This window comes from Jannaschia rubra (assembly GCF_001403735.1).
Classification (GTDB): Bacteria; Pseudomonadota; Alphaproteobacteria; order Rhodobacterales; family Rhodobacteraceae; genus Jannaschia; species Jannaschia rubra.
This window is the reverse complement of record NZ_CXPG01000020.1, coordinates 50,185-63,468: the sequence shown is the minus strand read 5'-3', so window position 1 is coordinate 63,468 and position 13,284 is coordinate 50,185. Positions and strand designations below refer to the sequence as shown.

General features: G+C 68.7%; 12 protein-coding genes. 3 read left to right on the top strand and 9 right to left on the bottom strand.

Going from position 1 to position 13,284, the window contains the following annotated elements:
* Position 1: 1 nt before the first annotated feature.
* From flaF to JAN5088_RS19820, 3 genes are all read right to left on the bottom strand, one after another.
* Positions 2 to 370, bottom strand: coding sequence for a flagellar biosynthesis regulator FlaF (gene flaF / locus JAN5088_RS09910; RefSeq protein WP_055682660.1), 369 nt, complete (start codon positions 368 to 370; stop codon positions 2 to 4).
* A 112-nt stretch (positions 371 to 482) separates the two neighbouring features.
* On the bottom strand, positions 483 to 1,760 hold the full coding sequence (locus JAN5088_RS09905; RefSeq protein ID WP_055683311.1) for a flagellin N-terminal helical domain-containing protein: 1,278 nt from the start codon (positions 1,758 to 1,760) through the stop codon (positions 483 to 485).
* 146 nt (positions 1,761 to 1,906) lie between these two features.
* Positions 1,907 to 2,161, bottom strand: a complete 255-nt coding sequence (locus JAN5088_RS19820) for a hypothetical protein (protein WP_483403477.1) — start codon at positions 2,159 to 2,161, stop codon at positions 1,907 to 1,909.
* Between JAN5088_RS19820 and JAN5088_RS09900 the strand changes: the two genes are divergently transcribed.
* The 3 genes from JAN5088_RS09900 to JAN5088_RS09890 all read left to right on the top strand — a co-directional run bounded on the left by JAN5088_RS09900 (position 2,093) and on the right by JAN5088_RS09890 (position 6,626).
* Positions 2,093 to 2,299, top strand: a complete 207-nt coding sequence (locus JAN5088_RS09900; protein ID WP_055682659.1) for a hypothetical protein — start codon at positions 2,093 to 2,095, stop codon at positions 2,297 to 2,299. The two genes, JAN5088_RS19820 and JAN5088_RS09900, sit on opposite strands and share 69 nt — an antisense overlap.
* Before the next feature lie 60 nt (positions 2,300 to 2,359).
* A complete protein-coding gene (locus JAN5088_RS09895) occupies positions 2,360 to 5,305 on the top strand; it encodes an L-glutamate gamma-semialdehyde dehydrogenase (RefSeq protein WP_055682658.1) in 2,946 nt (981 codons plus the stop codon).
* 88 nt (positions 5,306 to 5,393) lie between these two features.
* Positions 5,394 to 6,626, top strand: a complete 1,233-nt coding sequence (locus JAN5088_RS09890; protein WP_055682657.1) for a TRAP transporter substrate-binding protein — start codon at positions 5,394 to 5,396, stop codon at positions 6,624 to 6,626.
* A gap of 9 nt (positions 6,627 to 6,635) precedes the next feature.
* Here the strand turns inward: JAN5088_RS09890 and JAN5088_RS09885 are convergent, their stop codons facing one another.
* The 6 genes from JAN5088_RS09885 to JAN5088_RS09860 form a co-directional block, all read right to left on the bottom strand.
* Positions 6,636 to 7,532 (bottom strand): SMP-30/gluconolactonase/LRE family protein, encoded by an 897-nt coding sequence (locus JAN5088_RS09885; protein ID WP_055682656.1) that lies wholly within the window; start codon positions 7,530 to 7,532, stop codon positions 6,636 to 6,638.
* Between the two features lie 34 nt (positions 7,533 to 7,566).
* Complete coding sequence (locus JAN5088_RS09880) at positions 7,567 to 8,553, bottom strand: ABC transporter ATP-binding protein (RefSeq protein ID WP_055682655.1); 987 nt, start codon at positions 8,551 to 8,553, stop codon at positions 7,567 to 7,569.
* Entirely contained in the window at positions 8,550 to 9,539 is a 990-nt protein-coding gene (locus JAN5088_RS09875) for an ABC transporter ATP-binding protein (RefSeq protein ID WP_055682654.1), read from the bottom strand. Before JAN5088_RS09875 ends, JAN5088_RS09880 begins: the two co-directional genes overlap by 4 nt.
* Positions 9,536 to 10,525, bottom strand: coding sequence for an ABC transporter permease (locus JAN5088_RS09870; protein ID WP_055682653.1), 990 nt, complete (start codon positions 10,523 to 10,525; stop codon positions 9,536 to 9,538). The genes JAN5088_RS09875 and JAN5088_RS09870 overlap by 4 nt, the downstream gene beginning before the upstream one ends.
* Positions 10,522 to 11,499 (bottom strand): ABC transporter permease, encoded by a 978-nt coding sequence (locus JAN5088_RS09865; protein WP_055682652.1) that lies wholly within the window; start codon positions 11,497 to 11,499, stop codon positions 10,522 to 10,524. Before JAN5088_RS09865 ends, JAN5088_RS09870 begins: the two co-directional genes overlap by 4 nt.
* A 91-nt stretch (positions 11,500 to 11,590) precedes the next feature.
* On the bottom strand, positions 11,591 to 13,141 hold the full coding sequence (locus JAN5088_RS09860; RefSeq protein ID WP_055683310.1) for an ABC transporter substrate-binding protein: 1,551 nt from the start codon (positions 13,139 to 13,141) through the stop codon (positions 11,591 to 11,593).
* Positions 13,142 to 13,284 lie beyond the last annotated feature (143 nt).

Genomic DNA, 13,284 nt, shown 5'->3' with positions numbered 1-13,284 from the left:
GTCACATGCCCCCCGCGGACAGACCGGCGGCGATGCGGCGGTTGATTTCGAACAGGGGGTCGGGCTTGGCGGATCCGTTCATGACGGCACTGGTGTGACGGTCGACGAAACCGGCGAGACCGATCAGGCCCGCACGCAATTGCGGCGTCATCGTGTTGGCATCGTCTGCGCAAGCCACGGCGGCAGCCTGCCAGAGACGGCGGTTGTCGTGGAGCGCCGAGACGCGGGAGGCGGAGGATGCGGCATCGTCGGAAAAGACTTCCTCCATCCGGCGGGTGACCTTGGCGAAGACGAAGGATTCGGCCCGTCCGGGCGAGATGAGGGAGGGGTCGATTGCGCCGTATGCGGCGGCGGCCTGGGGGTATCCCATGGTGCAGGTTTCTCACTTTTAGCGAGCTTCGCGGTGATGCGCGAAGGTCCGGCGCTTTGCGCCTTGGCCCGGAAAGCCCGCCCCGGAGAATACCGGGGCGGGTGCGATCAGATCAGCGGAACAACGACAGGATCGACTGCGGCGCCTGGTTGGCGATCGACAGCGACTGGGTCGCAAGCTGCTGCTGGACCTGGAGCGCCTGCAGACGGGCCGAAGCTTCCTCCATGTCGGCATCGACGAGCGCGCCGATCCCCGACTTGAGCGAGTCCGACAGCTTGGACACGAAGTCCGACTGCGTCTCGATCCGGCCTTGGGCCGAGCCGAAGGACGCGGCGGCATCGATGGCCGTTTCGATCAGATCGTCGATCGCGGCCAAGGCGTTGCCGGCGCCGACTTCGCTGCTGACATCGATGGCCTTCAACGCGCCGAGGCCGTTGCCGGTGGCCGACGTGCCGGGAGTGCCACCCGTCGCCGCCTCGACGTTCACGTTCAGCGCCACTCCGGACGCGTTGTTGATCGTGAACTTCGACGGATCGGTGCCATTGGACACGACCGTATAGTCACCGTTGTCAGTGGAGGCCCCGAGGTAGGCCGAGACCTGCGACCGCAGATTGCGCGAGACCGTTTCGGCGCTGTCACCGGTATTGGCGACGTACTCGAAGGTCCGCGCGCCCACCGCGGTGCCGCCGCCGTCGGCCTTGAGCTGAACGTCGCCCAGAACGATGCGATAGCTTGCCCCGCTCTGCACGCTCTCGATGCTGATCTCCTGGCCTGCGCCGCTGGCGACGGCGACGACGGAGTCGTCCGCCGCGGCGCCGTTCTGGATCAGCGACGCATCGTTCGCCGCGGTCGGGCCGAAGGTGGCGGTCGTGGCCGTCGCGTCCAGCGAAAGGTTCTGGCGTTCGACCGAGATGGAGGACGCCTTCACGCCCGAGGCATTACGGTCGAGCGAGGACAGCACATCGACAGCCTCGGTCGAGGTTCCGTCGAGCAGGTTCAGGCCGTTGAACTGGGCCGCACCGACAACGGATTCGATCTGCTTGGTCAGGGCGGCGATGTCGGTCTGGATCTTGCCGCGGTCGACGTTCGCTTCCTGCGCGGCGACGATCTTGCCCTTGATGTTGGTCAGCAGGTCCGTGATCGTCTCGGCGGCGTTGCGCGCCACGGTCACGGTGGACTGGCCGAGGCTGAGGCTTTCGGAGATCGCCTTGAAGCCCTTGACGTCCGAGTCCATCTGCTTGGAGATGGCCCAGATGGCGGAGTTGTCCTTGGCCGAGGCGACCGACTTGCCGGTCGAGATCTCGTTCTGGGTCTGACCCAGGCCCTTGTTGACGGATTTCAGCGTCTGAAGCGCGACCATCGCGCCGTTGTTGGTCAGGATGCTGGACATGGTGTATTCCTTTGAATGCGCCCGCTTCGCGGGCATGTGACGTCCGCCTTCGCGGAGTGTTCCGACATTCTGCCCTCGGGTCCCGCCCGTCATCGGGGGGCCCATGATCGCCATTCTCGGCGTGTGACCGTGCTAGGACGACTGCCCTAACGACCCCTTAAGACGCCAGTTTCGAATACGGAGGATTCGAGACTCATTCGATCAGACGGTCGGAATCCTCCGCCTTCGACGACGCATTCCATCGCCGGATAGCTCCGCGTTTCGCGCACGTCAGGCAGCGACAGAAGGGTCTCCGACCGGACGGCGCGGAAACCGGTGATGACCCCGTCGCGTTGCAGGCGCCGCACGCGCTCGGCGATGGCGGCGGGCAACGGGCCGATCCGGTCGGCCAGCGCGGCCAGGGCGCTTCGCCTATCGCCCTGCAGGGCCGCGAGACTGGCGCGGTCGGTTCGGTCAAGCGGCATGGCTTTTTCGCCGTCGGCGGCTATGTCTTGACCAATACCGTCGTCGTTCCTGTGCAACGCCTGCCGATTTGGTGAGACCCCCCGGGCGCGGCGGAGTATCCGGGTCGAGAGCGAGCCCTTTGAGCGGAGTGTCCCATGCCCCTGAACGCCCCTTATGCCCCCGCCGACGAGACCCTGATCGCCACTCTGATGCCGCTGGCGGAAGTCTCGGACGAGACGCGCCGATTGGCCACCCGCCTGATCGAGGGGATCAGGGGCGCGCAGACGCGGATCGGGGGGTTGGAGGATTTCCTGCGCGACTACGACCTCTCCACCCGCGAGGGGCTGGCATTGATGGCCATGGCCGAGGCGCTGTTGCGGGTACCGGATCAGAAGACGCAGGATGCGCTGATCGCCGACAAGATCGGTGCCGGCAACTGGGAGGGGCATGAGCCGTCGGACGCCTGGCTGGTTTCGGCCGCGACCTGGGGGCTGGGCCTGTCGAACCGGCTGCTGCGGCCGGGCGATTCGGTGCCGGGGGTGCTGGGCGGGCTGACGCGGCGGATCGGCGCGCCCGCGGTGCGGACCGGTGTGCGGCAGGCAATGCGCTTCATGGGCCATCAGTTCGTCCTGGGCGAGACCATCCAGGATGCGCTGAAACGCGCGCGGGAGATGGAAGCCAAGGGATCGCGCTACAGCTATGACATGCTGGGCGAGGGCGCGAAGACCGAGGCCGATGCCCGGCGCTACGCCAAGGCCTATTCCGATGCGATCGACGTGATCGGGCGATCGGCGGGCAACAAGGCCCTGCCCGACCGGCCCGGCATCTCGGTCAAGCTCTCGGCGCTGCACCCCCGCTACGAGGCGCGCAACCGCGAGGCGGTGCTGGCCGAGATCGTCCCGGTGCTGGCCGATCTGGCCGCGCAGGCGAAAAGCTACGACCTGAACTTCACCGTGGACGCGGAGGAGCAGGACCGGCTGGAGCTGTCGCTGGAGATCATGGAGGCCGCCTTCGCCGACGACAGGCTGCGCGACTGGAACGGGTTCGGCCTGGCGATCCAGGCCTATGGCAAGCGGGCGATGGCCGCGATCGACTGGGCCGGCGATCTCGCGCGGCGGCATGGGCAGACGATGATGGTCCGGCTGGTGAAGGGCGCCTATTGGGACACGGAGGTCAAGCACGCGCAGGTGGAGGGGCACGGGGATTACCCGGTGTTCACGCGCAAGGCGGTGACCGACCTGAATTTCCTCGCCTGCGCGAAGAAGATGCTGGACCTGCGGCCCCATCTCTATCCGCAGTTCGCCACGCACAACGCGCTGACCATCGCGCAGATCGTCGAGATGGCAGACGACGAGGCCGACGGCGGCTACGAGTTCCAACGGCTGCACGGAATGGGCGAGGCGCTCTATGCCTCGGTCATGCGCGAGACGGGGGTGCCCTGCCGCATCTACGCGCCGGTTGGCGGACACCGCGACCTGCTGGCCTATCTGGTGCGGCGGCTGCTGGAGAACGGCGCCTCGACCAGTTTCGTCGCGCAGGCGGGCGACAAGGACGTGCCGGTCGAGCGCGTGCTGGAGATGCCCGACGACCTGGCGGAAACGCCGCGCCATCCCCGCATTCCCCTGCCCGCCGCCCTGTTCGGCGCGCGGCGCAATTCGGAGGGGCTGGAATACGGCTCCGACGCCGCGCTGCGCCCCATGGCCGAGGCGATGCGCGCCGCGCCCGAAGCGCCCGAGGTCCGGACGGTCGACGCCGCCGGGGCCGAGTCCGCGATGGAGCGCGCGGCGCGCGCCTTCCCCGCCTGGCGCGACACGGTGGTGGGGGCGCGGGCCACGGCGCTGCGCCGGGCCGCCGACCTTCTGGAGGAGGAGCGGCCGCTGCTGATGGCGACGCTGGCGCGCGAGGCCGGCAAGACCATCGACGACGGCGTGGCTGAAGTGCGCGAGGCGGTGGATTTCCTGCGCTATTATGCCGATGAAGCCGAAACGCTCTGCCAGCCGCGTCTGCTGCCCGGCCCCACGGGCGAGGCGAACCAGTGGCGCGCGAACGGACGCGGCGTCTTCGTGACCATCTCGCCCTGGAACTTCCCGTTGGCGATCTTCCTGGGGCAGACGGCGGCGGCGCTGGTGGCGGGCAACGCGGTGGTGGCCAAGCCCGCGCCGCAGACGCCGCGCATCGCCGCGCAGGCGGTGGACATCCTGCACCGCGCCGGGGTGCCCAGGGACGCACTGATCCTGGCACCGGGCGGGGTCGACGTGGGGCAGGCGCTGACGGCGAGCCCGCATCTGGCGGGCGTTGCCTTCACCGGATCGACGGCGACGGCCAAGGCCATCAACCGAGCGCTGGGGGAGCGCGACGGCCCGATCCTGCCGCTGATCGCCGAGACGGGGGGCGTGAACGCGATGATCGTGGACGCCACCGCCCTGCCCGAGCAGGTGACGCGCGACGTCGTCGCCTCGGCCTTCCGGTCGGCGGGCCAGCGGTGTTCGGCCTGCCGCATCCTGTTCGTGCAGGAGGACGTGGCCGACCGCATGATCGAGATGATCGAGGGGGCGGCCGCGACCCTGCGGATGGGCGACCCCATCGACCCCGCGGTGGACGTGGGCCCCATCATCGACGCCGAGGCGCTGGAGCGGTTGCGGGCCCATGTGGCCGACCACACCCCGATCTGGCAGGGCGAGGCCCCCGACGGCCTGTTCATGCCGCCCACCATCATCGAGCTTGGCCGCGACGAGCGCCTGACCAAGGAGGTGTTCGGGCCCGTCCTGCACGTCAAGCGCTGGAAGGCGGGCGAGGTGGATGCCGTGCTGGACGAGATCGAATCGACCGGCTTCGGCCTGACCTTCGGCCTGCACAGCCGGATCGACGCGACCATCGCGCATGTCACGGCGCGGGCACCCGCGGGCAACGTCTATGTCAACCGCAACCAGATCGGCGCCATCGTCGGCTCCCAACCCTTCGGCGGGCGGGGCATGTCGGGTACCGGGCCGAAGGCGGGCGGGCCGCTCTACCTGCAACGCTTCGTCGAGGAGGTCGTGATCTCGACCGACACGACGGCGGCGGGCGGCAACGCCACGCTGATCGCGATGGAGGCGCGCTGAGGGCACCACGCTTGCCATGACGCCCCGCGGGGTTGCAGACTGGACCCACGGCCCGGCCCGGGCGGCTCAAAGGGGGAGGAGGGTGGATATGACGGCATCCGATGCCCTGCGCGGCCTGTCCCGGCGCGATCTTCTGCGGCTGACGGGGCGCCACGGCCTGACGTCGGTGCTGCTCGGTGCCGCGACGCTGACCGGGGCCGCGACGCTGGCGGATGTCGCCCGCGCTGCCGAGACGACGCGCGCGCGGCGCCTGTCGGGGCCCGCGCGGCACAGGCTGCGGCTGGGCGCCTCGGGGTTCAACGCCGCGAGCCTTCTGATCGAACGGGCGGGGACGCTGACCTTCATCCAGGATCTCGAAAGCCGGACCGACGGCGCGATCCGGGTCGAGTTCATCGGCGACAACGAGGTCTGCAGCCAGGAAACCTGCGTCGAGAAGACCCAGTCGGGCGTGATCGACATGTTCACCGCCTCGACCCAGAACTCGGCCCGCGTGGCGCCCTATCTGAACGTCCTCGACTATCCTTACGTCTTTCCGGGGCGGGCGTCGCAGTACCACTTCCTTTACTCGCCCGTGTCGCAGGCCGTCCTCCGCGACCCGCTGGAGCGGCGGCACGGGCTGAAGTTCCTGTTCTCCCATTGCGAATTGCGCGGATTGCAGATGGGCGCGTCCTTCGCCGACCGGCCCACCGTCACCCGGCTGGAGGAGGTGCTGGGCACCCGAAACCGCGTGACCGACACGCAACTGGGCCGCATCGCCATGCAGCTTCTTGACCTGGGCCCCGTGCCGATGCGGTGGGACGAAACGCAGGACGCGCTGCGAAAGGGGCAGATCGACGGGGCCGAGACCTGGGCGTCGGCCATGGCCTATTCGGGGATGGCGCCGCTGGTGTCGCAATCGGTCGACCTGAGGTTTCTTTGCGGGACGGAGCATACGGCGATGCTGGCCTCGCGCTTCGACGCGTTGGACGGGGAGTTGCAGGACGCGGTGATGGAATCGGCCTATCTGGCGCAGGTCCACGTGCAGGCCGCGAACGAGGCGGCGCTGGTCAAGACCGTGGGATACAGCGATCCGCCCCTGCCCGACACCATCCTCGCGCGGGAGGGCGTGCGGACGGCCTTCCTGCCCCCCGACCAGATCAGGATCGCGGAGGAGATGTGCGCGCCCGAGTTCAACCCCGCCCCCTGGATGGAATGGCGTGCCCGGCTGGACGATTGGGCGAACGGCGTGGATACCTATGCCACCATCCACCGCGTCGCGCGCGAGGTCGCCGCCGACATGAAGCCGGAGAACGTCCCACCGCGCCGCTGGTGGAAAAGCTGATCCCCAGAGTCAGAGGGTGCAAAGACCGCGCCGGTTGAGGGCGATGGCGTAAAGGCTGGTGGAGGCGGTGATGAACAGCACATGCCGCGCACGGCCGCCGAAGCAGACGTTGGACACCACCTCGGGAACAAGGATCTTGCCCAGCAACTTGCCGTCGGGGGAGATGCAATGCACCCCGTCGCCCGCCGAGGACCAGATGTTGCCATCCTCGTCGAGCCGGAAGCCGTCGCTGATGCCGGCGTCGACGCGGTGGAAGTCCCGCCCGCGCAGGGGGCCGTCCTCCGTCACGTCGTAGACGCGCAGATGCTGTCGGTCGTCGGTGCCGAACCGCCCCGTGTCGGCGACATAGAGCAGGCTCTCGTCGGCCGAGAAGGCCAGCCCGTTCGGCCCGTTCATGTCGTCGACCATGACCTGCATCGTCCCCGTCGCGGGATCGGCCCGGTAGACGACGCAAGGAAGCTCCTGCTCGGCGCGTGTGCCCTCGTAATCCGTCGACAGGCCGTAGTGCGGATCGGTGAACCAGATCGTGCCGTCGGACTTCACCACCACGTCGTTGGGGCTGTTCAGCCGCTTGCCGTCGAAGCTGTCGGCGATGACGGTGATGGTGCCGTCGTATTCCGTCCGGGTGACGCGGCGGGTGCCGTGTTCGCAGCTGATCAGCCGCCCCTGCCGGTCGCGGGTGTGGCCGTTCGAGAAATGCGAAGGGCTGCGATAGGTGCTGATGCCTGCCTCGGGCGTCCAGCGCAGGATGCGGTCATTGGGAATGTCCGAGAACAGAAGGCATCCCGCGTCACCGAACCAGACCGGCCCTTCGACCCAGTCGAAGCCGGTGGCGATCTGTTTGAGCGGTGCATTCCCGAGGACATAGTGGCGGAAGCGGTGGTCGTGGGCTTCGAACCAGAACATGCTGCAATCTCCCTGTGGCGGCGACGATGTCCGGTCAGGCCGCGCCCTTCAACGTGATCTCGCCCGCGCGGTGGCAGGCGACCCGGCCCGGGCCGAACGGCTTCAGCGCGGGACGTTCGGCGGTGCAGCGGTCGATGGCCAGGGGGCAGCGCGGATGGAAGGCGCAGCCCTTGGGCGGGTCGATCGGATCGGGGATCTCGCCCTCCGGCGGCTCCACCTCGCGGCCGAAGGCGTCGAGCCGGGGGGCCGCATCGATCAGCATGGCGGTGTAGGGATGCGCGGGCGTGGTGAACAGCGTCTCGGGCGGCGCTTCCTCGACCAGGCGGCCGAGATAGAGGACGCCGATGGTGTCGGCCATGTGGCGCACAACGGTCAGGTCGTGGCTGATGAACAGATAGGTCAGGCCGTGCTCGTCCTTGAGGTCGCTCATCATGTTGAGGACCTGTGCCTGCACGCTGACGTCGAGGGCCGAGGTCGGCTCGTCGCAGACGATCAGCTTCGGTTCGGAGGCCAGCGCGCGGGCCACGCAGATGCGCTGCCGCTGCCCGCCCGAGAACTGGTGGGGGTATTTCCCGACATCGTCCGCCGAGAGGCCCACCTGCTCCAGCAGCCGCTCCGCCATGCCCGTGGTGTCGCCGCCCCGCGCGGCCACCGGCTCCACGATGATGTCGCGCACCCGCCAGCGCGGGTTGAGCGATGCGAAAGGATCCTGGAAGATCATCTGGATATCGGATCGCACCCGGTCGATCGCGGCGCGGTCCTTCTCGGTCACAAGATCGACGCCGCCGATCTCCACATGCCCCGACGTGGGGCGCAGCAGGCCGACGACCATCTTGCCGATGGTGGACTTGCCCGACCCGGATTCACCCACCAGCGCATAGGTGGTGCGTTCGGGAATATCGAAGCTCACGTCCGACACGGCAGTGAGGTGGCGCTTGGGCAGCCGCTCGATCAGGCGGTTGAGCCAGGGTTTCGAGACGTCGAACACGCGCGTCAGGGACTTGACCGAGACGAGTGTCATGCCGCGTCCTCCTCCGGCTCGATGGGAAACCAGCAGGCGGCGCGGGCGTCGGCCTCGCCCACGCGGGGGCGGGGGTCGTGGCGGCATCTGTCCTGCGCGCGCGGGCAGCGGGGGCTGAAGGCGCAGCCGTCCGGCAGGGCGTTCAGCCGCGGCATCGCGCCGGGGATCTGCCGCAGACGCGCCTGCCCCGCACTCGCCGCGGGGGTCGAGGCCATGAGGCCGTCGGTATAGGGATGCCGCGGCTGGCCCACGATCTGCGCCACCGGCCCGATCTCGGCCAGCCGGCCTGCATACATCACCGCGACGCGGTCGGCGGTCTCGGCGATGACGCCCATGTCGTGCGTGATGAGCATCGCGGCCATCCCCCGCTCCCGGCAGAGACGCTTCAACAGCGCGATGATCTGCGCCTGCACGCTGACGTCGAGCGCCGTCGTGGGTTCATCCGCGATGAGCAGCGTCGGCTCGGCACAAAGCGCCAGCGCGATGACCACGCGCTGTCGCATTCCGCCCGAGAACTCGTGCGGATAGGCGCCCATCCGGTTTCGGGCCGAGGGGATGCCCACCTCGTCCAGACCGCGGATGGCCCGCTGCGCCGCCTCCTCCCGGTCGACGTCGAGGTGGCGCAGGATCGTCTCGGTCAACTGGTCGCCCACCGTCAGCAGCGGGTTGAGCGAGGTCAGCGGGTCCTGGAACACCATCCCGATCCGCTTGCCGCGGATGCGCCGCATCTTCGCCAGCGGCAGGTCGTCGATCCGCTCCCCCTCCAGCAGGACCTGCCCGCCCGAGATATGCGCGGGCGGGTCCAGGAGCCCGATCACCGCGTTGCCGGTCATCGACTTGCCCGCGCCGGATTCGCCCACCACGCCCAGGATCTCGCCCCGCGCGATGTCCCATGACACCTGGTCCACCGGCCGCAGGGTGCCGTGGCGGGTCGGGATGTCGACCGTGAGGTCGCGGAGGGAGAGGACGGGGACGGGGACGGTCATTTGAGCCTCGGGTTCAGCGCGTCGCGCAGCCAGTCGCCCAGGAGGTTCACCGACAGCGCGAGCGCGAGGAGCGTGCAGGCGGGGAAGAACAGGATCCACCATTCGCCCGAAAACAGGAAATCCTGCCCGATGCGGATGAGGGTGCCGAGCGACGGTTGCGTCGGCGGCGCACCGACGCCGAGGAAGCTGAGCGTGGCCTCCGCGATGATGGCGAGGGCGAGCGAGATGGTGGCGATGACCAGCACCGGCGAGAGGACGTTGGGAAGGATGTGACGCAGCATGATCGCGCCCGACGACCGGCCGATCAGGCGCGCGGCCTGCACGTATTCCTTGTTCTTCTCGACCAGCGTGGCGCCACGCACGACCCGCGCGAACTGCACCCAGTCCGACAGGCCGATGGCCAGGATCAGCACCCATATCGCCATCTGGTCGCGGTATTCGATCGGGATGATCCCCCGCGCGATGCCGAAGATCAGAAGCGCGACGAGGATCGAGGGGAAGGTCAGCTGCACGTCGGCCACGCGCATGATGACGGTCTCGGTCCAGCCGCCCAGATAGCCCGCCAGAAGCCCCAGGGTCACGCCCAGGACCAGCGCGAAAAGCACCGCCATGAATCCCACGAAAAGCGAGATCCTGAGCCCGTAGAGGATCGTCGAATAGACGTCGCGCCCCTGGTCGTCGGTGCCCAGCCAGAACGTCTCGCCGGTGAAGGCGTTGGGCACGCCGGGCGCCGAAAAGCCGTTCATCAGGTTCAGCGACGAGGGATCGAAGGGGTTCGTCGTGGCCACCAGCGGCGCGAAGATCGCGGCCAGCACCAGCGCCAGCGTGACAAAGGCCGCGACCATGGCGACGGGCGAATGGCGGAACGACCAGGCGAGGTCCGCGTCCCAGATCGCGCGCCAGCGGGAGGGGCGGACGACCTCGGCGGTCTCCAGGCGCTCCGTGGGCTTCGGTCCCTGACGGGTGGCGTCGGGCAGATCGCTCATGCGTGCCTCCCGTCGATGCGAAGGCGGGGGTCTACCCAGACATAGAGGATGTCGACCAGCAGGTTGATCATCACGAACATCACCGAGATCAGCATGAGGTAGGCGGCCATCACGGGGATGTCGACGAACTGCACCGCGTTGATGAACAGAAGACCCACGCCCGGCCACTGGAACACGGTCTCGGTGATGATGGCGAAGGCGATGATCGCGCCAAGTTGCAGGCCCGTGACCGTGATCACCGGCACCATCGTGTTCTTGAGCGCGTGGCGGAAGTTCACCGATTTCGCCGCCAGCCCCCGCGCGCGGGCGAAGCGGATGTAGTCCTGCCGCAGCACCTCGAGCATTTCCGACCGCACCAGCCGCATGATGAGCGTCATCTGGAACAGGCCGAGCGTGATCGCCGGCAGGATCAGGGATTTCAGTCCGCTTTGCGTCAGGAACCCCGTGGACCACCAGCCAAGCTGCACCACCTCGCCGCGCCCGAATGTGGGCAGCCAGCGAAGCTGCACCCCGAAGACGTAGATGAGCAGGATGCCGATGAGGAAGGTGGGCAGGGACACCCCGATCAGCGACGCCGACATGATGACGTTGGCCGCCCAGCCGTCGCGGCGGATCGCGGTGAAGACGCCCAGCCCGATCCCCACGGTCAGGGCGAGGAACCCCGACACGAAGGCAAGCTCGAGCGTCGCGGGCGCGCGTTCGGCGATGATCTGCGCCACCGGGCGCGACTGGCGATAGCTGATGCCGAAGTCGCCCTGCACCGCGCGTCCGAGGAAGCGAGCGTATTGCACCGGGAACGGGTCGTTCAGGCCCAGCGTCTCGCGCAGGCGCTCGACGTCTTGCACCGTGCGTTCCTGCCCCAGCAGGTTCTCGATCGGGTCGCCCACGAAGCGGAACATGGAAAACGCGACCAATCCGACCGCCAGGAGGACGATCACGGACTGAAAGACGCGGCGGATGATGAAGGCGAGCATCGGTGGGGTTTCCAGTCTTGTGCGGGCGGCGTCAAGACGGTTGCGCCACCAGCGCCCGGCCCGGCCGCCGGTGGCGTTGCGTCACATCGTCCTAGCCGGGCATCCGGATCCACCGCAGGTTGAGGAAGTTGTCGGGCCGCTGCACCACCTCGACCCCGTCGCGCAGGCCCCAGACCAGCGGCTCGACGTAGAGCGGCACATAGGCGGTGTCCTCGGCCATGATCCGCACCACCTCGTCGATCATCGCCTGACGGGCGGGTTCGTCTATTTCCGACTGGATCAGCGGCAGGAGTTCGTCGACGCGCGCGTCCGAATAGCCGCCGAAGTTCCACGACCCGAGCTTCTGCGCCTCGTCCGGCGTGGCGGCGAGGAACCGCAGGGGATGCTCGGCGTCGAAGGTGCCGGGCGACCAGCCCAGAAGGTACATGTCGTGGTCGTCGGCGCGCAGCGCTGGCCAGTAGTTGGCGACCGGCATCGTCTCCAGCACCGGCTGCAACCCCACCTGCGACAGCATGGTCGAGATCGCGGTGCAGACGGCCTCGTCGTTGAGATAGCGGTCGTTGGGACAGCGCAGCGAGAAGGCGAAGCCGTCCGGGTGCCCCGCCTCCGCCAGAAGCGCGCGGGCGCGGTCGGGGTCGTAGGCGGGGGCCGTCACGCCCTCGGAATATCCCCGCAGCCCCGCCCCGATCAGCTGCGTCGCGGGCTCGGCCGCGCCGCGCATCACCGTCTGCACGATGGCGGGCACGTCGATGGCGTGGGCGACGGCGGCGCGCACGCGGGGGTCGGTGAAGGGGTTGCCCTCGCCCCCGGCGAGCAGCCCCTCCGCATCGTGGGGAAAGCCCAGCATGATGATGCGCGCCTCGATCCCCTGGATGACGTCCACGCCCTCGGCCGCGCGCAGCCGGTCTATGTCCTGAAGGGGCACAGGGTCGATCAGGTCCAGCTCGCCCGACAGAAGCGCCGCGACCGCCGTCGCCGCGTTCTGCACCGGCGTATGGACGGCGCGGGTCACGTTGCCGCGGTCGTCGCCCCACCAGCCGTCGAAGGAGTCGAGCACCGTCCTGAGACCGGGCTGCCGTTCCGTCACGCGATAGGGACCGGTGCCGTTGGTATTGAGCGTGGCGAAGTTGCCCCGTTCGATGTCGGGCCGTTCCGCGCCGTTTTCGGCCGCCCAGCCCGCATCCATCATCATCCAGTTGGCGATGCTGTCGGGAAAGATGGGGTTCGGGCGTTCGGTATGGAACTCGACCGTCAGGGGGTCCACCACCTTGACCCGGTCGACGCCCGCGAACCAGCTTGCGGTGTCGGCCTCGGGGGCGGAGGCGCGCTCATAGCTGAACAGCACGTCCTCGGCGGTGAAGGCCTCGCCGCCGTGGAACGTCACGCCCTCGCGCAGGGTGAACCGCCAGCCCTCTCCGTCGCCGATCGGCTCCCAAGCGGTGGCGAGCGCGGGTTCGATGGACATATCCCGCCCCCGCCGCACCAGCCCCTCGTAGACGTTGCCCAGCATGCTGAACACCGGTGACGAATTGCCCGCATGCGGGTCGAGCGTGTTGGGGTCGGCAGTGGTCGCGAACCGAAGCTCGGCGGCCCCGGCTGGCAGGGCCGCGGCCAGCAGCACGGCGGCGATGACGGTTTTCATGGCGGTCCCCCGGATGGTTGCCGGACCGATGGTGCCACAGGCGGTCCCGATCTGAAAGCGGCGCGGAGCCATCCGCGTCTGATGACAAGAAAGCAGCGACCGCGTCGCTTGCGAATTCCGGGGCGCCGCTCTATCCGCCCGGT

Bases quoted from the DNA above. Each gene is read 5' to 3' on its own strand.
- JAN5088_RS09875 (WP_055682654.1), bottom strand. From the start codon at position 9,539: ATGACCGTCCCCGTCCCCGTCCTCTCCCTCCGCGACCTCACGGTCGAC.
- JAN5088_RS09885 (WP_055682656.1), bottom strand. From the start codon at position 7,532: ATGTTCTGGTTCGAAGCCCACGACCACCGCTTCCGCCACTATGTCCTC.
- flaF (WP_055682660.1), bottom strand. From the start codon at position 370: ATGGGATACCCCCAGGCCGCCGCCGCATACGGCGCAATCGACCCCTCC.
- JAN5088_RS09860 (WP_055683310.1), bottom strand. From the start codon at position 13,141: ATGAAAACCGTCATCGCCGCCGTGCTGCTGGCCGCGGCCCTGCCAGCC.
- JAN5088_RS09865 (WP_055682652.1), bottom strand. From the start codon at position 11,499: ATGCTCGCCTTCATCATCCGCCGCGTCTTTCAGTCCGTGATCGTCCTC.
- JAN5088_RS09905 (WP_055683311.1), bottom strand. From the start codon at position 1,760: ATGTCCAGCATCCTGACCAACAACGGCGCGATGGTCGCGCTTCAGACG.
- JAN5088_RS09870 (WP_055682653.1), bottom strand. From the start codon at position 10,525: ATGAGCGATCTGCCCGACGCCACCCGTCAGGGACCGAAGCCCACGGAG.
- JAN5088_RS09880 (WP_055682655.1), bottom strand. From the start codon at position 8,553: ATGACACTCGTCTCGGTCAAGTCCCTGACGCGCGTGTTCGACGTCTCG.
- JAN5088_RS09890 (WP_055682657.1), top strand. From the start codon at position 5,394: ATGACGGCATCCGATGCCCTGCGCGGCCTGTCCCGGCGCGATCTTCTG.
- JAN5088_RS09895 (WP_055682658.1), top strand. From the start codon at position 2,360: ATGCCCCTGAACGCCCCTTATGCCCCCGCCGACGAGACCCTGATCGCC.